This window comes from Dorea sp. MB18-49 (assembly GCF_023669465.1).
Classification (GTDB): domain Bacteria; phylum Bacillota; class Clostridia; order Lachnospirales; family Lachnospiraceae; genus Dorea_A; species Dorea_A longicatena.
In genome coordinates, this window is the sequence record NZ_JAMOYX010000003.1 from 21766 (window position 1) to 45199 (window position 23434).

Annotated in this window: 20 protein-coding genes and 2 pseudogenes; 2 read left to right on the forward strand and 20 right to left on the reverse strand. The window is 43.2% G+C overall.

Translation table 11 applies throughout. The features are described 5' to 3' along the window. Positions 1-58: 58 nt before the first annotated feature. From NCY30_RS02420 to NCY30_RS02465, 10 genes and pseudogenes are all read right to left on the reverse strand, one after another. A complete protein-coding gene (locus NCY30_RS02420; protein ID WP_155115982.1) occupies positions 59-229 on the reverse strand; it encodes a hypothetical protein in 171 nt (56 codons plus the stop codon). Between the two features lie 127 nt (positions 230-356). Next, a pseudogene (locus NCY30_RS15290) lies at positions 357-479 on the reverse strand (GntR family transcriptional regulator); the annotation flags it as partial. A gap of 94 nt (positions 480-573) precedes the next feature. After that, positions 574-1506: an alpha/beta fold hydrolase gene (locus NCY30_RS02430; protein ID WP_022415285.1), complete on the reverse strand. Its 933-nt coding sequence runs from the start codon at positions 1504-1506 to the stop codon at positions 574-576. Further along, positions 1503-2882, reverse strand: coding sequence for a citrate/2-methylcitrate synthase (locus tag NCY30_RS02435; protein WP_081022617.1), 1380 nt, complete (start codon positions 2880-2882; stop codon positions 1503-1505). The genes NCY30_RS02430 and NCY30_RS02435 overlap by 4 nt, the downstream gene beginning before the upstream one ends. Then, positions 2879-3757 carry a 16S rRNA (adenine(1518)-N(6)/adenine(1519)-N(6))-dimethyltransferase RsmA gene (gene rsmA / locus NCY30_RS02440; RefSeq protein WP_055182256.1) on the reverse strand — a complete coding sequence of 293 codons (879 nt, stop codon included), beginning with the start codon at positions 3755-3757 and terminating at the stop codon, positions 2879-2881. Before rsmA ends, NCY30_RS02435 begins: the two co-directional genes overlap by 4 nt. Positions 3758-3933: 176 nt before the next feature. Further along, positions 3934-4691: pseudogene (locus NCY30_RS15295) on the reverse strand (alpha-amylase family glycosyl hydrolase); the annotation flags it as partial. A 163-nt stretch (positions 4692-4854) separates the two neighbouring features. After that, positions 4855-7041: an alpha-galactosidase gene (locus tag NCY30_RS02450; protein WP_055182252.1), complete on the reverse strand. Its 2187-nt coding sequence runs from the start codon at positions 7039-7041 to the stop codon at positions 4855-4857. Positions 7042-7085: 44 nt separating this feature from the next. Then, positions 7086-7928 (reverse strand): carbohydrate ABC transporter permease, encoded by an 843-nt coding sequence (locus NCY30_RS02455; RefSeq protein WP_055182250.1) that lies wholly within the window; start codon positions 7926-7928, stop codon positions 7086-7088. Next, positions 7928-8806, reverse strand: coding sequence for a carbohydrate ABC transporter permease (locus NCY30_RS02460; protein WP_178413685.1), 879 nt, complete (start codon positions 8804-8806; stop codon positions 7928-7930). Before NCY30_RS02460 ends, NCY30_RS02455 begins: the two co-directional genes overlap by 1 nt. Before the next feature lie 45 nt (positions 8807-8851). Beyond that, positions 8852-10135, reverse strand: a complete 1284-nt coding sequence (locus NCY30_RS02465) for an ABC transporter substrate-binding protein (RefSeq protein WP_022415278.1) — start codon at positions 10133-10135, stop codon at positions 8852-8854. Positions 10136-10370: 235 nt separating this feature from the next. On the opposite strand from NCY30_RS02465, the gene NCY30_RS02470 reads away from it, so the two are divergent. Continuing rightward, positions 10371-11234 (forward strand): AraC family transcriptional regulator, encoded by an 864-nt coding sequence (locus tag NCY30_RS02470; protein WP_022415277.1) that lies wholly within the window; start codon positions 10371-10373, stop codon positions 11232-11234. Between the two features lie 83 nt (positions 11235-11317). On the opposite strand, the gene NCY30_RS02475 is transcribed toward NCY30_RS02470, so the two are convergent. The 6 genes from NCY30_RS02475 to NCY30_RS02500 form a co-directional block, all read right to left on the reverse strand. After that, positions 11318-12724 carry a subtype B tannase gene (locus tag NCY30_RS02475; protein WP_195369409.1) on the reverse strand — a complete coding sequence of 469 codons (1407 nt, stop codon included), beginning with the start codon at positions 12722-12724 and terminating at the stop codon, positions 11318-11320. A gap of 63 nt (positions 12725-12787) precedes the next feature. Beyond that, complete coding sequence (locus tag NCY30_RS02480; protein WP_195369408.1) at positions 12788-14128, reverse strand: MFS transporter; 1341 nt, start codon at positions 14126-14128, stop codon at positions 12788-12790. Between the two features lie 197 nt (positions 14129-14325). Continuing rightward, complete coding sequence (locus NCY30_RS02485) at positions 14326-15216, reverse strand: AraC family transcriptional regulator (RefSeq protein ID WP_195369407.1); 891 nt, start codon at positions 15214-15216, stop codon at positions 14326-14328. Between the two features lie 19 nt (positions 15217-15235). Next, positions 15236-15613, reverse strand: coding sequence for a prenylated flavin chaperone LpdD (locus NCY30_RS02490; protein ID WP_022415275.1), 378 nt, complete (start codon positions 15611-15613; stop codon positions 15236-15238). A gap of 18 nt (positions 15614-15631) precedes the next feature. Then, positions 15632-16267, reverse strand: coding sequence for a UbiX family flavin prenyltransferase (locus NCY30_RS02495; protein ID WP_022415274.1), 636 nt, complete (start codon positions 16265-16267; stop codon positions 15632-15634). A 1-nt stretch (position 16268) separates the two neighbouring features. Further along, complete coding sequence (locus NCY30_RS02500; RefSeq protein ID WP_022415273.1) at positions 16269-17732, reverse strand: UbiD family decarboxylase; 1464 nt, start codon at positions 17730-17732, stop codon at positions 16269-16271. Between the two features lie 171 nt (positions 17733-17903). Here NCY30_RS02500 and NCY30_RS02505 point away from each other — a divergent pair, with 171 nt between their 5' ends. After that, entirely contained in the window at positions 17904-18779 is an 876-nt protein-coding gene (locus NCY30_RS02505; RefSeq protein ID WP_022415272.1) for a LysR family transcriptional regulator, read from the forward strand. A gap of 95 nt (positions 18780-18874) precedes the next feature. Here NCY30_RS02505 and NCY30_RS02510 read toward each other — a convergent pair whose 3' ends face one another. The 4 genes from NCY30_RS02510 to NCY30_RS02525 form a co-directional block, all read right to left on the reverse strand. Beyond that, positions 18875-19636: a TatD family hydrolase gene (locus NCY30_RS02510; protein WP_022415271.1), complete on the reverse strand. Its 762-nt coding sequence runs from the start codon at positions 19634-19636 to the stop codon at positions 18875-18877. Between the two features lie 341 nt (positions 19637-19977). Then, positions 19978-21918 carry a methionine--tRNA ligase gene (gene metG / locus NCY30_RS02515; protein ID WP_022415270.1) on the reverse strand — a complete coding sequence of 647 codons (1941 nt, stop codon included), beginning with the start codon at positions 21916-21918 and terminating at the stop codon, positions 19978-19980. A 311-nt stretch (positions 21919-22229) separates the two neighbouring features. Then, entirely contained in the window at positions 22230-22379 is a 150-nt protein-coding gene (locus NCY30_RS02520; RefSeq protein WP_006427528.1) for a hypothetical protein, read from the reverse strand. A gap of 52 nt (positions 22380-22431) precedes the next feature. Next, positions 22432-23421 carry an aldo/keto reductase gene (locus tag NCY30_RS02525; protein WP_022415269.1) on the reverse strand — a complete coding sequence of 330 codons (990 nt, stop codon included), beginning with the start codon at positions 23419-23421 and terminating at the stop codon, positions 22432-22434. Positions 23422-23434: the final 13 nt, after the last annotated feature.

Consider the following 23434-nt stretch of genomic DNA (forward strand, 5'->3'; position numbering starts at 1 on the left):
AGGCCACCAGAAGGTCACTTCTGGCGGTCCATTTTACCGGTAATTTCTGCGGATGCTTTTATGGCTCCGCTTTTTTTAATTGTTCATACCAGGCAGTCGTCTGGTCTTTATCCTTATTATTCATGAATACCGTATATTTCTTTGTCTTAATCTGTATGACTTCTGATTGTTCCAGCCACACATACATCCGGCATTTTCCCGATTCTGCTCCGTCAAATTTTCCAAGCAACTGTTTTTCATCAGCCGAACCATTGGTTTTACTAAAATGTTCCTTCGGAAGCCCATTTTTTAATAATTTTACGGATTTTATATCCTCTTTTTCTCCGTATTGGTGTAACCGGATGTGATCTTAAAACTGCTGCCATCTGTCGGACGGTTGGAAGAAGTTCGCCTTCTTCAAATTCTCCTTTTCCAATACCCTTTACGATCTGGTTGCGGAGCTGGAGGTAAATTGGAATTTCAGATTTCATATCTTGCATACTTTGGTATAAAAAATCCGCACAGACACTGAAAATCTTAACATTTCCTCAATTTGTGCGGATTTTTCTTCCACATTTTATTCATTTAACAGTTTTATCTGCGATTTTTTTCCTCGATCCACGCCAGGATATCCTGATACACATTCTGACGGTCTACTTCATTCAATATCTCATGACGGTCGCCCTTATACAGATGGATCGACACATCTTTTATCCCGGCATCTTTATATTTCTCATAGACTCTGATCACATTCTTTCCGAAAGCCCCTACCGGGTCATCGGATCCTGCCGTAAAGAGCACCGGAAGCGTCTTCGGAATCCGTTTCATACTTCCTTTCCGTACCAGAACCTTCATACCGGCAAACATCTGATAATAGGCTCCCAGTGTAAATGTATAGGAACACAGCGGATCCCGCACATATTCATCCCTTTTCTTCTTGTCGGATGTGATCCATTCCTTCGATGTCTCACCAGGTTCAAATTTCTTATTGAAACCTCCAAAGCTCAGATTATCCACAAATGTACTTCTGTATTTCCATCCTTTGAACGCTGCGATGATCCTGCAGATCATCCTTCCCGCACAAAGCGTCAGCATTCCCTGATGACCGGTTCCCATAATGACAACTCCCGCAAGGCCTTCCGCATACATCGTCAGATACTGTCTCAACAGGAATGACCCCATACTGTGCCCCAGCATAAAATACGGCACATCCGGATATTTTTTCCGTGTCATCTCCTGCAGCTGATAAATATCTCCGATCACATACTGATTACCTTTCCGTTCATCAAAATATCCCAGATCAGCTTCTGTCTGTATGGATTTCCCATGTCCCAGATGATCATGTCCGACTACATAATATCCGTGCTCCGACATAAATTCGGCAAATTCATCATAACGGTCAATATACTCCACCATTCCATGACATATCTGTAAGACACCTTTTATATCTCTATCCGGAAGCCATTCGATCGCATGGATCTTTGTCACGGAATCTCTGGATGTATAATAAAATTCATGCTTCATCATCTTTCATCCATTCTGACATACTCTTTGTATTCGGCCAACGGTTTGTACGCCGGACGAATGATCTTATCTACATTCTTAAGCTCTTCCAGACGGTGTGCACTCCATCCGACGATACGCGCTGCCGCAAAGATCGGTGTATAAAGTGACGGTGGAAGATCCAACATACTATATACAAGTCCGCTGTAGAAATCGACATTCGCATTTACACCTTTGTATATCTTACGCTTTTCTGCGATGACCTCCGGTGCCATGTGCTCTACCTTTTCATACAGTGCATATTCCTTCTCACAGCCCTTTTCTCTTGCAAGCTGCTTAACGAACTTCTTAAAAATATCGGCTCTCGGGTCAGATACAGAATAGATTGCATGCCCCATTCCGTAGATCAGTCCTTTCCGGTCAAATGCCTTCTTATCCAATAAATCGGTCAGATACCGGCGTACCTCATCATCATCTTCCCAGTCACTGACTTTTTCCATCATATCGTCAAACATCTGGGTTACTTTGACATTTGCTCCCCCGTGCTTTGGTCCTTTTAAGGATGCCATAGCAGCCACGATCGTCGAATACGTATCCGTTCCGGATGATGTTACCACATGCGTTGTAAATGTAGAATTGTTACCGCCGCCGTGATCCATATGAAGGACAAGTGCCATATCCAGGATCTTTGCCTCTAATTTCGTATATTTCTTATTCTCACGCAGCATCATCAGTATATTCTCTGCTGTTGATAATTCCGGTGACGGTGCATAGATGAAGAGATCTTCTCCCATACGGTAATTATATGCATGATAACCATAGACCATCAGCATCGGGAACTGACTGATCAGATTCAGGCACTGACGCAGTACATTTGGAATCGACGTATCGTCTGCATGAGGATCATACGTGTACAGGCTTAAGATCGATCTCGACAGGCTGTTCATCATGTCACGGCTTGGCGCTTTCATGATCACATCACGGACAAATGTCGGCGGCAATGTCCGTCTTTCCACCAGTGTCTCATGAAATGTCTGCAGCTGCGTCTTATCCGGAAGTTCACCGAATAACAGCAGATAGGCGATTTCCTCAAATCCATAGTGCTTATCTTTCAGAAACCCCTGCACCAGATCTTTGATATTGTAGCCGCGATAGTAAAGATTTCCTGCACATGGCACTTCCTCTCCGTTCACGATCTTCTTCGCACATACATCGGAAATGTTCGTAAGTCCCGCAAGGACACCTTTTCCGTTCAGGTCACGGAGTCCCCGTTTGACTTCGTACTTCGTATACAGCTCTTTGTCTATCGCATTATTCTTCTCGCAAAGTTCTGCAAAATGGCTGATTTCCGGTGTTACCTCAAATAGTGTCTGCCCTTCTTTTCTGTCCATCGTCATCATCCTTTCTTATATGGAGATAATAAATCACTCAATCTTGCGAATTCTTCCAGTGTCAGTGTCTCACCTCTCACACTTGCACCCTTTCCAAGTGCATCAATCGCTGCTTCCACTTCTTCTTTTGTAAAATCTAATGTCGCCGCATTCTTCAGACCGTTCGCCAGTGTCTTCCTTCTCTGGTTGAAAGATGCACGGATGATGTTGAACATCAGCTTCTCATCCTGCACCTGTACCGGTTTCTCCTGATGACAGGTCAAGCGTATAACCGCTGATCCTACCTTCGGTCTCGGCATGAAACAATTCGGCGGAACATTTGCCACAATATACGGGTCGGCATAATACTGTACTGCTAATGACAGTGCGCCATAGTCCTTATTACCCGGTCCGGTCTGCATACGGTCCGCAACTTCTTTCTGCACCATGACAGTGATACTCTCTACCGGAACCTCATTTTCAAAAAGTCCCATGATGATCGGCGTCGTAATATAATATGGCAGGTTCGCCACCACTTTGACCGGCTTTCCGTTGTTCTCTTCGTCTGCAAGCTTCTTAAGATCCAGCTTCAATACATCTTCATTGATGACACGTACATTGTCATATCCGCTTAATGTATCCTCCAGGATCGGGATCAGGTTCTTATCGATCTCCACTGCAATCACTTTGCCCGCCGCCTGCGCCAGATACTGCGTCATCGTACCGATTCCCGGTCCGATCTCCAGTACCATATCATCCTTCGTGATATTTGCCGACTGTATGATCTTATCTAATACATGCGTATCGATCAGGAAATTCTGACCGAACTTTTTCTGAAATGAAAAATTATATTTCTGCAGAACTTCTATCGTGTTCTGCGGATTACCTAACGTTGGTTCTTTCATGATTCCTCCCACGTATGAACTTATTTCCTAACTTTCCACTACAATTCAGGTCTTTTCAGACATACTCTGGTGTGTAAACTGTAGCGATTATTCCTCATTATACAATAATTTTACGGAGATTAATAGCAATAAAAAATGAAATATGTATAAATATATAAATGGAAACACACACAATTTTAGTTTCCATACCAAAGGAACTCATATCCACTTAATCTTATATCTTTCAATTCTGTCTTTTCACCCGTCAACAGATTACGGTACATCCCTTTTTCCTGCATCCATGCTGTCTTCTCCTGATTGCTGAAGTTGAATATTCCAAAGAATCTTCTCCCTTTATATTCCCGCAATACACACAGGATACTGTCGTCATGTACATCATATGTATACACATCTGCATCTTTATCAAATGTTATCTCCTGTCTGCGAATCTTTTCCAACCGGTCAAGTGTCTGAAATATGTTTCCCTGAACCGTTGTGACATCTTCCTTATCCTCAGCGAGTTCCCACGGTAACTTTCCCCGGTGGATATATCTTGAATCAGCACATTTTTCCGGATCGTTCTTATAACTATAATCGTTCACCTGTCCCAGGTCGTTGCCATAGTCGTCACATTATAAAGCATATGACATTCCGGCTTTTCAACCGTTCCAAAATACGGCACAACTTTTTCGGGTTCCATTACAACCTCTCCCAGAAGCAAAACACCCGGGCATACAATTTCTGCTATCATGCGCATCATACGGACAATTGTATACACCTGTTTCAGATTTCTACATGTAGTTCCAAGTTCTTTCCAGATATACGGCACCGCATCGATTCGTACAATATCTATCCCCTGATTTGTCAGATACAGAAAGTTATATATCATCTCATTAAATACTCTCGGATTACGATAATTCAGATCCCACTGATACGGATAAAATGTTGTCATCACCTAATGACCGGTTTCCGGAAGATACTGTCATTTTTCTTTTCTCTTTTTTCCATTTTCTTTTGTTCCTTCCTCTAAAGAATCTTCCTATGCATTATTTTCCTGTAAAAAATGCAGAAGAAACTGCTTGTCAGCAACTTCTCCTGCATTTACAGGTTCTTGTATTCTATTCTTCTCCCACCAGATGCATCTGGTACGCCTTGAATTCTCCCATCTCTACAGGCATCGGGATTCCTGCTTCCATAAGTGCTGCGCCATTATAAGTCTTTCCTGTTTCCGTATCACGATAAACCGCACTGCATTTCAATCCCTGAAGGTTTACATAATTCACAGTCATATTTCCATGAATCTCCTGCATCACTACATTCAGCAGTACTTCTTTCTGATCTTCTGATACGAATGCCCATGCTGCATATTCTTCCTTCGACGGATCAGACAAACGGTAATAAAGTCCCGTCTGGATCAGCGGTGCGAACTTCCGGTATTCTTCTACCTGTGACCGGATCTCTTCTTTTTCTTCTTCAGAAAGTTTTCCGAGATTCAGTTCATATCCAAATGTTCCAGCCATTGCCACTACTCCTCTGGTATGCAGAGATGTAATTCTTCCTGTCTGATGATTCGGTACTGCCGATACATGTGAACCTACAGCGGATATCGGATAGCCAAACGATGTACCATACTGGATCTGTAATCTGTCCAATGCATCTGTATTATCACTGCACCAGATCTGTGGCGTATAATACATCATTCCGGCGTCAAATCTTCCGCCGCCGCCACTGCATCCTTCGATCAGCAGATCTGGATATCTGGTTACGATTCTTTCCAGGAAGTCATACAGACCAATAACATAATCATACATAACCCTGCCCTGATCTTTCGTTCCCCTCGAAAATACATCCATCAGACTACGGTTCATATCCCATTTCACATACTCAATATTTCCCTGGTCCAATACTTTGCAGATCTGATCAAATATATGGTCTACAACTTCCTTTCTGGAGAAATCCAACACCAGTTGGTTTCTTGCATGAACCGGATTTCTTCCCGGGATTGTAAGTGCCCAATCCGGATGTTCTCTGTACAGATCACTGTCTTCTGAGATCATCTCCGGCTCTATCCAGATTCCGAATTTTACCCCAAGATCATTGATCTTCTGTATCAGACTTCCCAGTGTTCCGCCAAGCTTCTTCTCATTAACAAACCAGTCACCAAGACCGCTGTTATCATCATCACGTTTTCCAAACCATCCGTCATCCAGCACCAGCATATCAATGCCTACATTCTTTGCTTCTTTTGCCAATTCATATAAGGTATCGCCGTCAAAATCAAAGTACGCTGCTTCCCAGCTGTTCACCAGGATCGGACGGATACTTTCTTTATACTTTCCTCTGCAGATATGCTGTCTGATACAGCGGTGCAGATTCTGCGAAAGCTGGTTCATTCCACTTCCCGAGAATGACAGGAGCACTTCCGGTGTATAAAACACCGATCCTGTTTCAAGCGGATAAGAAAACATCTCATCCTGCAGGCCAAGAAGTGCACGTGTCTGACCGAACTGGTCTTTCAATGCCTCTCCCTTAAAATTCCCACTATACACAAATGACATTGCATAGCAGTTTCCGCAGCTGTCTGTTGTATGTTCATCTGCAAGGATCATCATCGGATTATACTGATGGCTTGAAGTTCCTCTTACACTTCCGATCACATGGCTTCCATGCGTAACTGGTTCTCTCTGCATCCTTCTTTCCATCGCATGTCTTCCGTAAAATGTCAGAAGATCATATTTACCATAAAGAAAATCAAGACACGCAGACTGTGCTTTCTGGATAAAAATCTTTCCATCGCCATGATAAGCAATCTTTGCACTTCTGGTGATCACATCATAGTCCGGAAGTACACCATACAGAAGTGTTACTTCTACTCCTGTAACCACATCTTCCATTGTAATCTCAAGTGTCTGACTTTCTGTCTCTTCCGCATAGACTGCCGGAAGTCCCGGAATCTTATATTTTCCATTAGAAATCTGATGTGAACGGTATCGAAGATCACACGCTGTACTTCCGTCTGCATTTTCAATTATCAGAGCCACACTTCTGTAATCCCCGGTTCCGTAACACGGATACTCCTGAGGAAGTGCATCCATCGAATAGGTTCTGTCACTTCCGGCATCATACGGATTGCCTGAAAATCCTCTGTCATAATATGTCAGAAGATAATCCATACAGCTTCCATCTGTCTTCTTTCCATAATACAGATGAAGAAGGAATCCAAAACGGTCTACCTGCATCTGATATGTTGTATTTTTTGTCTGTATTGTAAATGTCCTGTCTGCTTCACAGTAAACAATTCCCATTTCTTTGTCTCCTTTTTATGTCTCAAGTTCTATTTGCATTCCGATTATTTTACGGCTCCATTCACCACGCCATTCAGAATATGTTTCTGACAGATCAGATAAAAGATCAGGATTGGCAGAAGTGCCAGCAGGTACGAAGCAAATGCCAGATTGTAGTTCGTTCCAAACTGTGTCTGGAAATTAAGCTGTGCAAGCGGCAATGTATTCTTTCCGGTTCCTGACATGATAACCAACGGTGTCATTACATCATTCCATGTTCCGAGTGCTGTCAGAACCGCTACTGTCGCATGCATTGGTTTCATAATTGGAAAGATAATTTTCCAATAAGTTGTCCATGTACTTGCTCCGTCCACACATGCTGCTTCTTCCAGTGCCATCGGAATATTCGTCAGATATCCGGAATACAAAAGCACATTCATCGGCATATAAAAGACCAGATATAAGATAATAACTCCGGCTCTGTTCGCAAGTCCCATCTGCGCCGTCTGTTTTACCACCGGCATCATCAGGATTGCAAATGGTACGAACATACCGCTGACAACGTAAAAATAAATGAATTTATAAAATTTGCTATGTGCCTTATTTCGTGCAATTGCATATCCAAGCAGTGAGTGGATCAGAATGGCAAACACTACCGTCACGATCGTGATCAGCAGGCTGTTTCCCAGTGAATTCCAGAAATCCGTTACTTTCATTGCCTCTGCAAAATTACTCAAGCTGAAATGCTTTGGAAGCGATAATATTCCCGCAATATCATTTGTCATCTCCGAAGGCTTCTTCAGTGCAATGACAACGGTCATATATAACGGAAATATGACAGTGATCACCCCTGCGATCAAAAGAATCGTTACAGGCCAGTTTATTCTTTCTTTCCCAACTTTTTTCATTACAACTGTTCCTCCTTCTTACCGGTGATGGTCATCTGTGCTACCGAGATCACTACGATCACAATAAAGAAAATGACTGCATTCGCACTCTGGAATCCGAACTGACCGCCGCTCATTCCGTTATTATAGATCAGGTATGAAATAGATTCTGTACTCTGGGCAGGACCACCTTTGGTCAATGCCATGATCTGGTCGAATACCATCAGGAAGTTTTTCACACTCAGAACCATATTGATAGAGAAAAATGGAATGATAAGTGGAAATGTCAGGTTCTTGAATTTCTTCCATCCTGTGGCACCGTCAATGGCTCCTGCTTCATACACATCCTCCGGAACCGTCTGAAGTCCCGAAATATAAATGATTGTATTCATTGCGATCGACTGCCATGCACACACGATCACGATTGCAATCCATGCAAGCTTTGTATTCGAAAGCATACTGGAGCTAAATGTCTCACTTCCGATCATTTTTCCAAACGCCGGAAGAATATAAGTAAAGAAGTAGTTGAAAATATATCCTACCACCAGTGCTCCCAGTACATTCGGGATAAAATATGCACCCCTTAGTGCACTTTTGAACTTAATCTTACTGTTCAATCCGAGTGCCATCAGAAGACTCAGTACATTTGTCAGGATTGTCGCCGCAATTGCCAGTTTAAATGTAAAGATATAGGAGCCTCCGACTCTGGAATCCGTAAACAGATCCTTATAATTCCGAAGTCCTACCCAGTCATAACTTCCATAACCTTTAAAGTTGGTAAAACTATAGATCACTCCTTTGATCAGCGGCAGCGTATTGAAGCAGAAAAATAATGCAACAATCGGAATCGTGATCAGAAGAAATGTCCGCTTTCTATCATTTAATTTATTCTTTTTCATCGTACTAACTCCTTGAATTTCCGTATTACCAGTAACTTTTTTCTCTTAGTTATTATGAGATTTCTCGTAATCCTCAACTTTACGGATAATATCACGATTGTATCTTACCCAGTCTGTATCGAATTTTTTAAGAAATGCTTTTGGATCTTTTTTCATCAGAAATGTCTGGATCTGTGCGTCTACCGCCATTTCCGATGGATAATAATGATCCTGGAAATCAGACATCTTTCCTTCTTTTATGTATTTTTTCATTCCATCAAGTGTTGATGCCAGTTCAAAATCTCCTTCTTTACAAGGGACTGCTTTCTGATCGTCCAGATACGCCTGTACGTTTTCATCTTTCAATAGAAAATCTAACACTTCATATGCTGCCTCTTTGTTCTTGCAGTCTTTCATGACGCAGAACTGAAGATCTATTCCTGAGTTCAACTGATTTTCTTCCGTGTTATTACTTGCCGGCATTACAAACGAATCAATCTCCATATCCGGATTCACCGTCTGGATCTGTGGAATTGCGTAACTTCCGATTGTATACATTGCAGATTCACCTTTTGCAAATGCTGTACATGCTCCGTTGTAATCATATGCAAACGGGTCATCCGGTCCATACGGAAGTAGTTCCAGCATACGTTCCGCTACTTCTTTATATTCTTTCGAAAATGTTGTCTTTCCACGATTCACCTGTGCACATACATCTGCCGGTGCAAGGTCTACCGCGATCGCATTCCATGGTGCAAGGCAGGTCCATGTATCTTTAAATCCAAAATAAAATGGCTGGATTCCTTCATCCTGCATTTCCTGACACAGGCTCATGAGTTCATTCCATGTTGTCGGAATCTTCCATCCATGTTCTTCGAACATTGCTTTGTTGTAAAGAATTCCTGCTGCATTTGCCGCATACGGGACTGCATAAGTTCCCTTTTCCGGAACAAACTCCAGGTTTTTATCAATTTCTTTGTATGCTTCTTTGATATCATCCAGTCCCTTGTAGTCTGAGATATCCATCAACATGTCCGAATCAATAAAGTTCGAATAGCTTACCTCTCCTCCGATTCCGATGATATCCGGGTTATCCTCTCGAATAAATCTTGTCTTCAAAACAGTCATTGCATCATTCGGAGATTCAATCGTAAGATGAATATCATCATGTGTGCGGTTGAATTCTTCTTCTATTTTCTCAAAAGTTTTTACTGCTTCCGGTTTATACTGCACAAGTTCTATTTCTGTCTTTCCTGTCTCTTTTTTCTGTCCGCATCCTTGCAGCATCATAGCCCCAGCCATCGTAAGAACCAGTCCGGCACTTACCAGTTTCCTGTACTTCCTATGCATGTTCCAAAACTCCTTTTTACTCCGTTCCTTCCTGATTTTGAACCTTTCCCGGGATATTTATCTGTTTTCATCGTCAGGTTTTTGCTTTTCATCTATTACAAATGAATTGTAACATATCATAATGCGTCTATAAATATCTTGATTTTATATGTTTTATAGTAAAATGCAACTTTTCCCGTTATATATTGAAGTCATCTAGCATTTTGGTATATACTGATGAAAAAGGAGGTGTCGTATGAGTGACATTTTATTTTCTGTTTTTCCAAATGAGAATTTTGTAGATATCGGTTTGTATCAGTACGGCTGGGAACAGTGTGAACCTTCACATTCTTTCGGACCTGCTGCCAGAAATCATTATGTCTTTCATTATGTAATATCCGGCACCGGTACCTTAATGGCCAATGATTCTTCTGGTAACACGATAGAATATCAAATAAAAAGCGGACAGGGTTTTATGTTATTTCCTAATCAGATCAATACTTATATTGCAGATCAGGATCTGCCATGGGAATATACCTGGGTTGAATTTGACGGACTCCGCGCTAAAGAGATTGTTTCTACCGCCGGACTCAGTCCCGATCATCCGGTCTATCACGCCGGTTCAAAAGACCTTCGCAATGAAATGATGAACGAAATGCTATATATTGCCCGGCATCCGGGTTCTTCTTCCGAGTCGCCATTTCATATGATCGGCCATTTATATCTGTTTTTAGATTATTTCATGCGTTCCGCTGCTACCGTGCGCATGAATCAGAGTGGAAAGATCAGGGATTTTTACATAAAAGAAGCTTTATCTTATATTGAACAGAATTTCCAGAACAATATTACGATTGAAGATATTGCAGCCTTTTGCGGTCTGAACCGGAGTTATTTTGGGAAAATATTTCACGATACCATCGGAAAATCGCCACAGGAATTTCTGATTAGTTACCGTATGACAAAAGCTGCCGAACTTTTGAAGTTAACATCTCTGTCTATTGCTGATATCGGGAATGCTGTAGGATATCCAAATCAGTTACATTTTTCCAGAGCATTTAAGAATGTCTATGGGACTTCGCCAAGAAGCTGGCGGAATACTAATAAGTTGGAACCCGATTAATCTCTTGCATACTATGGTATGACAAAAGGACGTATGAAAAAACTTTCGTTTTTTCATACGTCCTTCCTGTTTTCATATTCACACTATCCACAAATCTTATCGATCCATGCGAATAACTCTTCCAGGTCGTAGTCTCCGGCATGCGGCATGCCCCATGGATACTGAAGTTCTACGTCTACTCCATGATTCTCAAGGCTGGCCGTCAGCATTGCTGAGATTGCCAGTGATGTATCTCTGTCGACTGCTCCGTGACGGATGCGGAAATGTTCTGCTTTTACTGCTTTGTTATCTGCGATATAATTCATCGGATTCATCATCTTGATCTGCTGGCCGTCGGCAAGTTCTCCTTTCACTGCACTGTGTTCTTTACTGAAGGCAGTGAAGTGACGATATTTTGTATCCGGCGTTCCGAACAGCTCATTTTCCGGCGTTCCCATAGATACGTTATCAAATGCCGGTGTCGCTTTCATACGTGTACGGAATCTGATGTATTTGTCAAAATCCACTTTTGTTACGGTACCATTTTCGATCGTCATCCAGTCCAGGCCTGACAGATCGGTGCCTTTTTCATACTCTTTCTGTACACATTTCTTCACATAAGAAAGAACATATTCTTTGAAGTTTCCGTCTCCGTTCTCATCCAGTTCCAGTGCATTTCCCGCCGTGTCTTTCAGACCAAGTCCATTCACATAAGCCGGGAATAATGACTTTAATTCTTCTGCCATCTTCTGCTGTGCTTCGGTCATCGTTCCTTCATCCACGATGAATGTCGGATCCGTCTCCCCTTCCTGCGGAGGGATCTCGATCTTCTTGGAATAATCATTTAATCCGCAGAATTCCCACTCATATGCCATGTCGGCATGATCCAGATTGGTGATCGGACAATAGCAGGATGCTGCATAGATCGCATCGCTTTCTTCTGCTGCTCCAAGCTCTTTTAAATATGGCTCATAGTCCGGATGATCACCTGTGCTCCCAAGAAGAGAAGACATTGCCCCGCCTGCACTGGTTCCGTTGGAAATGATCTTATTCACATCTCCCGGAATGGTCTCTGCATTATGGCGCAGGAAACGGATCGCTGCTTTCAGATCGCAAAGTGCTGCTGGTGCACAGCCTAAGAACTTTCCGTCTGCATCTTCCATCTCTCTTCCACGCGCTCCCGCAGATACTACAACATATCCATGAAGCAACGCGAAAAATGTTGCATTTGTCTTCCCATGTATATTCTTTCCCGGTCGTTCCTGTGGTCCCGGCATATATCCGCCGATTGTATTCGGCAGAAAAATCGGTGCATTTTCCAGGTTATATCCATTCACAGATTTTCCTTCGTAGAATACTTCCGGTACAAATATGCTGAGTCTCTCCATCTTGTCATCAACCGGATTAGTTACATACGGAATATCCTCATATGCCCGGTAAGTAAGTGTCTGTCCCTCCATTGTGACAGTTTCTACTGTATATTTTTCTTGATCGAATACTAATTTACACATTGTCCTTTTCTCCTGCCTGTTTGATTTGTTCAAATATTTTTATAGGTATTCTTTTATGATTGCTTACGCTTTGTGTCTCTGCTCCAGATCTTTCTTGATCTGTCCTTCATATTTATCGATGTTCAGGAGCAGGCTGACTACCAGAAGCAGTGCTGCAAGGATTACTCCAAACCATACATATGCAAAGATGATGGCTGAGTTGGCAGATGCTGTCTGTACTTTTGCAGTTCCCACATATCCGCCGGCTGCGATGATCCAGCTTGCGATAGCTGCTCCAAGTCCTAATCCTACTTTCTGTCCAAAGCTTACACAGCTGTTTACAAGTCCCTCGGAACGCACATTGAATTTCCACTCACCATAGTCAACAACCTGAGCCGATAATGCGAATCCACAAGCGAAGATTGCTCCATTTCCAAATCCTCTTACGACTGTTCCGACAATAGCAAGTGTTCCGCTGTAAGGATTAATTGCCACGATCAGGAAACCCGCCAGCATCAGGATCGAACTGAGGATCAGTGTCTTCTGATGTCCCATTTTCTTAACGATTGCAGGTACAAAACAGTTTCCAATAATAACCGGAAGTGTCAGTGCCATAGAAAGTGGTGTCATCATGTTCATGTCTTTTAAAATATTTCCACAATAATATACAGTCATGGATCCGTTGCCTGACGCAATGCTCAGTACCAGGATAAATAATGCTGCTACAAGGTAGAAATATTTGTTCTTTAAAATAGCCGGAACTGCTTCTTTTAACGGAACCGTCTCTACTTTTACTTCTTCTGTCTCTGCATCCATATCCAGATGTTCTCTGACTCCCCAGAAGCAAATCAGAAGCATCAGCGCTGTGAGCAGGCCGTACACGATAGATACGCTTCTCCAACCGGCTGCCGTTACGAACTTAATCGTAAATCCGGTAACGATAAGCTGTACAATGTTATTGACGATCTGGTTAATGGATGTCATACTCTGACGGTCATTGACGTCTAATGTCACACGTGACAGAAGTGCCGTATGTGAGATCATGTATGCAGTAAATGCAATACAGTTCAAAAATACATATGTAATATACGCATAGATCAGTTTTGCCGAGCTGCTAAGTGATTCCGGCACGTTAAATGTCAGGATCAGACCGATACAGATAACAGGCGCACTGATCAGGATCCACGGTCTTGCTTTTCCCCATTTTGTTCTTGTCTTATCAACGATTCCACCCATCATGACATCGCTGATACCATCCAGAAGTCTTGCAACCAGCATCATCGTTCCAACTGCCGCAGCTGCGATTCCGACTGAATCCGTATAGTAAGCTGTTAAAAATGTTCCCAGGATCTGTGTAATGATATTTCCGCCTCCTGAACCGATACCATAACAGATCTTTTCCTTTACGCTAACTTTCGTATTCATAAAAATTCCCTTTCTCAAAATCTCTGATTATTTTTTCATTTCGAAATGCATGCATCTTGTTGACGGTATTATCTTACCTCTTTTTGCAAATGTCTTCTTTACAATTATTAGCTTTAAAATTACAAAAAATTGCACATCTTCTCTTTTATTTACATAAAAAACAAGCCGGAAAATACAATTTCCCGGCAATGTTTCTATTATCTTGTTTCATGTTCTTTCTTTTGCATATGCATCTTCCGGTACTGATACGGCGTATCTCCATACACCCGTTTGAACGCATTGATCAGTCCTCTGGCATCCGCAAATCCGCAATCCAGCGCAATATCCAGAATTGATCGTTCCGTATACACAATCGGATCATATGCCTGTTTCAGACGGTAATGCATGACATATTCCTTAAATGTCATGCCCGTATTCTTTTTGAAAAATCTGGAAAAATATTCTTTGGTAAAATAGAATCGTTTTGCTACCTCATACTGCGTGATCTCTTCTGTATAATGTACCTCCACGTACTGCATAATTCCTCTTAAACGCTCCAGATTCTTCTGATTATTGATTGGAAATACCGTTTCCCTTACCACCAGATCATCCCGGCATAAAAGATACATCAGCTCATACAACATAGACATAAGTCTTAGATTTTCATACGGTTCATGCTCTTTTTCTTTCCCGGCATAGCCAGAAAATTCTTTCATCAGCTGTTCGATTTTCTCCATATCCGAATCTGCCTCCGGCAGGAAATACATCTGTTCCAGGTTCGGAACCAGCTTTTTTACAAAGTCTACATTTACCAGAAGTACTACTGCAATTACTTCTGGTATTCCAAGTGTTCCTTCATCGGATATTACTTTATGAATACTCTCTGAATTGGTAACGAATAATTTTCCCGGTGCTGCCCGGTGAACTTTTCCATCGATGTAATGTAATGCATATCCTTCAAATGTATATACAATCTCTAGCTCCTGATGCCAGTGTTCCAGAACGTCTTTGATATCGCCCCGGTCGTCCTGTATGGTCCGGCCTGTGAAGTTCTGGATCTGGAATGGAAGGCTGTGTGTGTATTCTACAATTTCGTAATTATTAAACATATTACTCCTTTTGAGGCCATTACTTGTCCACGATTTCCCCCGCAATTATCCGCATGGCTTCCACAATTTCCGCAATCTGTTCTTTCGTGATCCCGTCCATGTGAATACCTCCGGTGCACACCACGGTCGTTTTCTTTCCTGCCGATACTTTCTCAGCAAGATAACGACATACTTCCTCGTCCTTATGGCCCGTCACGTTCAGTACCGATGCCGTGCTGCTCATCTTGCCGCTACCGTCAAGAGACGGTCTTGGAATCGCAAGGACGGTACAGCCTATATGTGGGCATTCCCCACCGCTTACTAATATGTGGTAATCATCGCCGAGTCTGCGAACTTCCACACAGATCTCAGTAAATGTCAGCTTTTTCTTTATTTCCCAGAAGTTATCGGTCTCCATACTGTGACACTCCCTTCTCTACACAAGTCCGGTCCATCGACGGTATTCTCTCGCCTCTATCCCGAACGGTTCCACCAGCTTTGCCGCAATATGATATGTCATCTCTTCGATATTCTCCGGCTGATGGTAAAATGTCATCATCGGCGGAATGATCCGGACCCCCGGAATCGTCGCAAGTTCGGAAAGGTTACGGAGATGTATCGCACTAAGCGGAGTCTCCCTTGCTGCAAGGACCAGTGTCCGCTGTTCCTTGATCGTCACATCTGCCGCTCGCAAGATCAGATTGTCTGCATAGCCGCTGTGGATACCTGCCACAGTCTTCATACTGCATGGAACGATCAGCATTCCTTCCGTACGGAAGGATCCGCTTGCCGGTCCGGCTCCGATATCTTTTGTATCACATACCTGATCTGCAAGTGCTTCGATTTCTTCTACTGTGTCTTTTGTTTCCTGCTGTAATGTGATTTTCGCACTGTCACTTAAAATCAGAATGGATTCATAGTCTGAATCCCCCCGGATGATCTGCAGACACATTTTCAGGATTGGAAGACCGCTCGCGCCGGTTGCCGCCACAACTATGCGTTTTCTGTCCTTTTTGTCTTTTCTGCTTTTCGTCAGAAGACATTCCTTATCTTCTCTACTCTCCCTGCACATCTTATTTCACCCAATGCTCCGGATCTACATCCATGAACTGTGCACGCTTGAATCTGTCTTTCTGATCATACGGAACAGTACAGTCGAAGATTGTCTTGCATGCGATTCCGTGATCGCGGATACTGCCGGAGCAGCTCGGATCATTGGACGGATCCAGCGGATGGCATCTGACTCCCGGAATTGTAATAATATCTGCATCTCCCTGGAATCTTGTATTCATCGCCCACAGTACATCGTTCATATCAAAGCAGTCTACATCTTCATCAACCAGGAATACATGTTTCAGCTCACTGAATGCAGAGAATGCCAGAAGTGCTGCCTGTCTCTGTCTTCCTTCATCACTGGCCGTAAGCTTCTTAAACTGCAGAACGGCCATATATTTTCCGCCGCCCGGTGAAGCGCAATATACGTTCTGAAGTCTTCCAGGCATTGCCTTTTCCACCATTCCGTAAATGCTTGCTTCCGTCGGGATTCCGGCCATAGATACATGTTCCTCACTCGGTCCGATACAAGTCTGCATGATCGGGTTCTTTCTGTGTGTTACAGCTGTTACTTTGATCATCCAGCACTGGTCACTTGCCGGTCCTGTATATCCAGGGAATTCCGGCATAGCATATCCTGTATGGCTGTTCTGATCTTCCTGTACTCTTACATTCGGAACAACTTCCCCTTCGATCACATACTCCGCATTGGCGATCGCACGTTCATTTACCGTCAGGCATTTGCAAAGTCTGACCGGTTCACCCCTGAGGGCACCTGCAACTGCAAGTTCATCATATCCCATCGGTGTTGTTGGCGGCTCAAAGCAAGAGCCGATCTCAATTGCAGGATCTACTCCGATACTGATCGAGATTGGCAGACGCTGTCCAAGCTCTTCTGCTCTTTCTGCCATTGCTCCGATGTGGCGTGCACCCGGTGTAAAGAAGATCGATAATTCATCTTTCCCCTGGATGCAGAGTCTGTGGATCGTCACATCACTTACTCCGGTATCCGGATGCGATGCGTAGCACATTCCAAGCGTAATGTACGGACCCGCATCTACCGGCGTATTCGTCGGTGCCGGTACTAATTTGTATAAGTCAAAATCCGGATCTGTCGCTTTGTGTACAACTTCCTGACAAGGTGCTGCTTCTTCTGTCAGCACCGGCGGGATCGGGTTATCCACGCTGTGATATAATTTCTTTCCGAGATCTTTCGGATCACATTCCAGCAATGCACCGACTCTTGTTCTGCTCGCAAGCACGCCGATCGCAACTCTTGCTCCCGGATGTCCTTTTACATTGTTAAATATCATTGCCGGTCCTTCTTTGGTCGGACGCATAACGGTTCCGCCTGCCCCGACATGACGGTATACACCGGAAAGCTCTGCCATCGGCTCGACTTCCACATCTGTTTCAATCAGCTGTCCCGGCATATCTTCTAACATTTTTAACGCACTTCTGAGATCTGTGACTTTTGCTGCCATAAAATAATCCTCCTATTTCATATTATCATTTCAAATCTGCGGATTTACTTATCCTCTTTCCTCCCATTCTAATAATCTCTCAATAGAAAATCAATTCCACTTATGCTATAATTGATTCCAAAACGGAATGAATTGTTTTATATTTTTACCTAACCCAAGGAGACCTCAGATATGACATTTGATCAGATTCAGTATTTTATTGCCATCGCTGAATGCAATACCTATTTTGACGCTGCTGAAGAACTGAATATCTCGCAGTCAGCACTTTCAAAACAGATCATAAAATTAGAAAAAGAGCTTGGCGTCACTCTGCTCGACCGCTCCCGTCGGAAGGCTTCCCTTACCCCCGCCGGAGAGACCTTTTACCAGGATGCCCTGGCCCTTCGCCGGCAATATGAGATCATGACCGGACATATGAAGAAGTACAAGATTCCCATGGGAAATAAAAATGAACTCCGTATCGGAACGCTGCCGATCCTGACACAGTACGGACTGACCGCACATTTCCGTCAGTTCACCGAATCCCATCCGGACATTCATCTCATTCTCGATGAAGTCGAAGAAAATGACTTAAAAAAAGGACTGCTATCCAGTCAGTATGACCTTATTATCTGCCGGGAACAGATGATAGCCGATCAGAGCGACATTTCTTCCGTCTATCTTGCGGACGATGAACTGGTCACCGTCCTTCCCGTTGGACATCCGCTTGACGGACCCGTATCACTTTCCGCTCTTGCAGACGAGTCATTCATCCTGATGAACCGCTACACCTCCGTCTATCAGATCTGTCAGGCATTGTTCGCAAATGTGCCGGTCCACCCACAGATTTTAAGAACCGGACGTGTCGAATCGATCATCAGCGCCGTTGCCATCGGGGAGGGCGTAAGCCTCCTTCCATACAGTAACTTCAAGCTCTTTCATCATGAGCACGTAAAGACACTGCCGCTTACGCCTCCGGTAAAGCTTCCTGTCGTAATTGCCGGCACGAAAAAACGGATAAATTCCTCTATCTGTCAGGAATTCATCCGTTGTATGACGGAACATTAAGTTTTATAACCAGATTGCCCAGATCATCAATTGGTTGATTTCACATTTCATAGCACGCTATGATAATTTTGTATGTTTTTAGCGTATTTTGTCAGCTATAAACGGTACATATCTCTGGCATTTTTCTCCGTCTGTTCGACTACTTCTTCATACGTAATGCCCTTTAATTCCGCAATCTTCTCTGCCACATAACGGATATAAGCAGAATTATTGCGCTTTCCACGGTTTGGTTCCGGCGCCATGTACGGGCAGTCCGTTTCAAGTACGATTGATGTCAGCGGAATATTTTCCACTACTTCCTTCAACTTCTTCGCATTCTTGAACGTTACCACTCCGCCAACGCCGATGTAAAATCCCATCTTGATATATTCTTGTGCCATTTCTTTTGAATAAGAATAACAATGGATCACGCCGCTTAGTCCTTTCGCATGCCCCTTCATAATCTCCATGGTATCTGCCGCTGCCTCCCGGCTGTGGATCAGAACCGGAAGATCCAACTCTCTTGCCAGTTCCAGCTGCCGTATGAACCATTTTTTCTGCACTTCTCTCGGCTCATTGTCCCAGTAATAATCCAGACCGATCTCGCCTACCGCAACCACTTTCTCCTCTTTAAACAGCTCTTTCATCTGTGCAAAGGTCTCTTCATTCAGGCTTCCTACCTCATCCGGATGAATCCCGACTGCCGCATATACAAATGGATACTCCTTTGCAAGTGCGATAACCTTTCTGCATGAATTGTATGTTGCACTGACATTTATAATTGTGCCAACGCCCTGCTCTTCCATAGAATTCAGCAATTCTACTCTGTCCTCATTAAACTGCTCATCGTCATAATGTGCATGTGTATCAAATATCATATATCCCTCCGGGGACGGAGGATTTTCAAAAATAATGTCTTAAATCCTCCGTCCCAAATCAAAAATGTCCTGTCCCCAGTATCCCAATATTTATCCCATCTTTTCCACACGTTATCCCAAGGAATTTCATGGTTATCCCACCCTTATCCCAAGGTTTTCCACATACTTATCCACATCATGTGGATAACTTGTGTGACAGATACTGTATATAGATGTCGGATATTGGAGATATATATCAAACAAGGACGGTGATTCCAAAAATCCTCCGTCCTCATTTTCATTCTTTCATATACAAAGCCAACTATTATCAACCAGTTTCTTTGTATCTTTCTATACTTACATTAGCAGATTTCTGCACCGGCCGGCATATTTTTCTCCGGTGTCATAAGTGCCAGGTTGCCTTCTGCGTCTTCCGCACACAGTAACATACCTTCAGATAATACTCCGGCAAGTTTTGCAGGTTTTAAGTTCACAAGAACCATAACCTTCTTACCAACCATCTCTTCTGCTGAGTAATGTTTCTTAATTCCGGATACGATCTGTTTTACTTCGCTTCCGATCTTAACCTGTGAGCAGAGAAGTTTCTTAGATTTTTTCACTTCTTCGCAAGCAATGATCTCACCAACCTGGAACTGCATCTTTCCGAAGTCATCGAATGTGATCTCTGGTTTTGCTTCGATGTCGATCACTTCTTCGTCAACTTCTTCTTTTGCCTCTTCCTTCTCTTCTACATGTGGATGAAGTTCTTCTACTTTCTTCATTACTTCATTGACGTCCAGTCTTGCGAAAAGGATTTCTGGTTTCTCTGTTACTTTTCCATCACCAAGCTGAGCAAGAATCTTCTCAGATGTTTCTGGCATGAAGGATTCCAGAAGTTTTGCTCCTGCTTTGATGCTCTCGATCAGGTTGTAGAGAACTGTCTCCAGACGATCTTTCTTAGCCTCGTCTTTTGCAAGTGCCCATGGCATTGTCTCATCGATGTATTTGTTGCAGCGTTTGAACAGTACGAAGATCTCTGTGATTGCATCTGCGACACGCAGTTCATCCATCTTCGCATCGACTCTCTTCGGAGTATCTTCTGTGACAGCCTTAAGATCTGCATCGACAGCCTTTTCTTCTTCTGTCTCGGCAACCCCCTTATCTGTTACAACACCGCCGAAGTATTTATTTGTCATGGAAATAGTTCTGTTTACCAGGTTTCCAAGTGTATTTGCAAGGTCAGAGTTCATACGCTCTACCATCAGCTCCCATGAGATTACACCATCATTTTCAAATGGCATCTCGTGAAGTACGAAGTAACGTACTGCATCTACTCCAAAGAAATCTACCAGTTCATCTGCGTAAAGTACATTTCCTTTGGACTTACTCATCTTGCCGTCGCCCTGCAGAAGCCATGGATGTCCGAATACCTGTTTTGGAAGTGGAAGATCCAGTGCCATCAGGAAGATTGGCCAGTAAATCGTGTGGAAACGAATGATATCTTTTCCGATCAGATGAAGGTCTGCAGGCCAGTTCTTGTTGAACAGCTCTGTGCTGTTGCCGTCACAGTCATATCCGATTCCTGTGATATAGTTGGTCAGCGCATCAAGCCATACGTATACGACGTGTTTTGGATCGAAGTCTACCGGGATTCCCCACTTGAAGGATGTTCTGGATACACACAGATCCTGAAGTCCCGGAAGCAGGAAGTTGTTCATCATCTCATTTTTACGGGATACAGGCTGAATGAACTCTGGATGCTCATTGATGTAGTTGATCAGTCTGTCTGCGTATTTGCTCATCTTGAAGAAATATGCTTCTTCTTTTGCAGGCTTACACTCACGTCCGCAGTCCGGGCATTTGCCGTCTACTAACTGAGACTCTGTCCAGAAAGACTCACACGGAGTACAGTACATTCCTTCGTAAGCTCCTTTGTAAATATCTCCCTGATCGTACAATTTTTTGAAAATCTTTTTAACCTGTGCTTCATGATCTTCGTCTGTTGTACGGATGAATTTGTCATAAGAAGTGTTCATCAGATCCCAGATCTTCTTGATCTCGCATGATGCATTGTCAACGAATTCCTTTGGTGTAACACCTGCTTCGTCTGCTTTCAGCTCAATCTTCTGTCCATGTTCGTCTGTTCCTGTCTGGAAGAATACATCGTATCCCTGACTTCTTTTATATCTTGCGATGGCATCTGCCAGCACGATCTCGTATGTGTTACCGATGTGCGGTTTGCCTGATGCATAAGCGATTGCTGTTGTAATATAATATTTTCCTTTATTACATTTTTCACACATGTCTTTTTCTCTCCTTTTATGTTTACCGGATATATTTTCTTCGCAGGATCTGAATATCTACATAACCTGCTGCCTGCAGGCTTTGGCTGCCAACAGATTTCTTTTCTATATAAACAAAAAATCTTCCCTGAATTCACTCCTCATAACTTCTGTTACAATTCATAAATCTCAGGGAAGACGAAAATCCGTGTTACCACTTCCATTCACTGCCAGTCTCGCAACTGATAGTCTCTGCGGGTGAAGCTGTTCACTCCACCTCACCGCTGTAAAGGGCGGAGCCCTTTGTGAACTTACATCTTTATCTATCTTTATCAATGCTCATCCACACCGCTCAGTAAGCCATCTTCTGTAACGTTCCACCTATCCCTCTCAGCAGCACACTGCGGCATCCTCACCGGCAGTTCACGGGATTCTCTGTAAGATTTCCTGTTACATACTCTCTTCATCACTGCGTTTGTCATATATCCACTCGTAATTTAAATCGTAGCATATAAGCGGGCGGGATGTCAAGGACTACAGACTGTACTCATCAATCTTCTGCAATTCTTCCTCTGTAAATGGCGCACTGTGTATTGCTTTTATATTATCCAGGATCTGCTGCGTTTTTGATGCACCGATCAGGACACTGGTAACTTCTTTTTTCTGAAGAAGCCAGGCAAGTGCCATATCCGCAAGCTTCTCACCACGCTGAGCCGCCAGTTCATTTAACTTACGAATCTGTTCCATACGCTCTGCGGTAAGAATACTTTCTTTCAAAAATCTTCCGTCCTTTCGAATACGGCTGTCTTCCGGGATCCCATTGAGATAACGGTCCGTCAACTGTCCCTGTGCCAGAGGACTGAATGTAATGAGTCCTTTTTTCAGATTGCCGGTCATATCCTTTAATCCATTCTTTTCTACTGTTCTGTCAAATATAGAATAACAGTTCTGATTGATCACAAACGGGCATTTCAGATCTTTCAGGATCGCTGCTGCCTGTTCCAAAGTCTCTCCATCATAATTTGAAAGTCCTACATAGAGTGCCTTTCCCTGACAAACAGCTGTTGCCAGAGCTCCCATCGTCTCCTCAAGCGGTGTCTCCAGATCCATTCTGTGGTGATAGAAAATATCCACATAATCCAGTCCCATACGTTTCAGGCTCTGATCCAGGCTCGCCAGCAGATATTTGCGGCTGCCCCAGTTGCCGTAAGGGCCTTCCCACATATCAAATCCGGCCTTTGTCGTAATGATCAGTTCATCACGATATGGCATCAGATCTTCTTTTAATATTCTGCCGAAATTTTTCTCCGCACTTCCGTAAGCCGGACCGTAATTATTGGCAAGATCAAACTGTGTGATACCATTATCAAATGCTGTGAAGCAAAGCTGCCTCATATTTTCATAATCGGATGCATCCCCAAAATTATGCCATAAGCCAAGCGAAATCTTGGGAAGCAGTAATCCGCTTCTTCCACAGCGGTTATATTCCATGATATTGTATCGTTCTTTTGCAGGTGTATACATTATTCATTCCTCC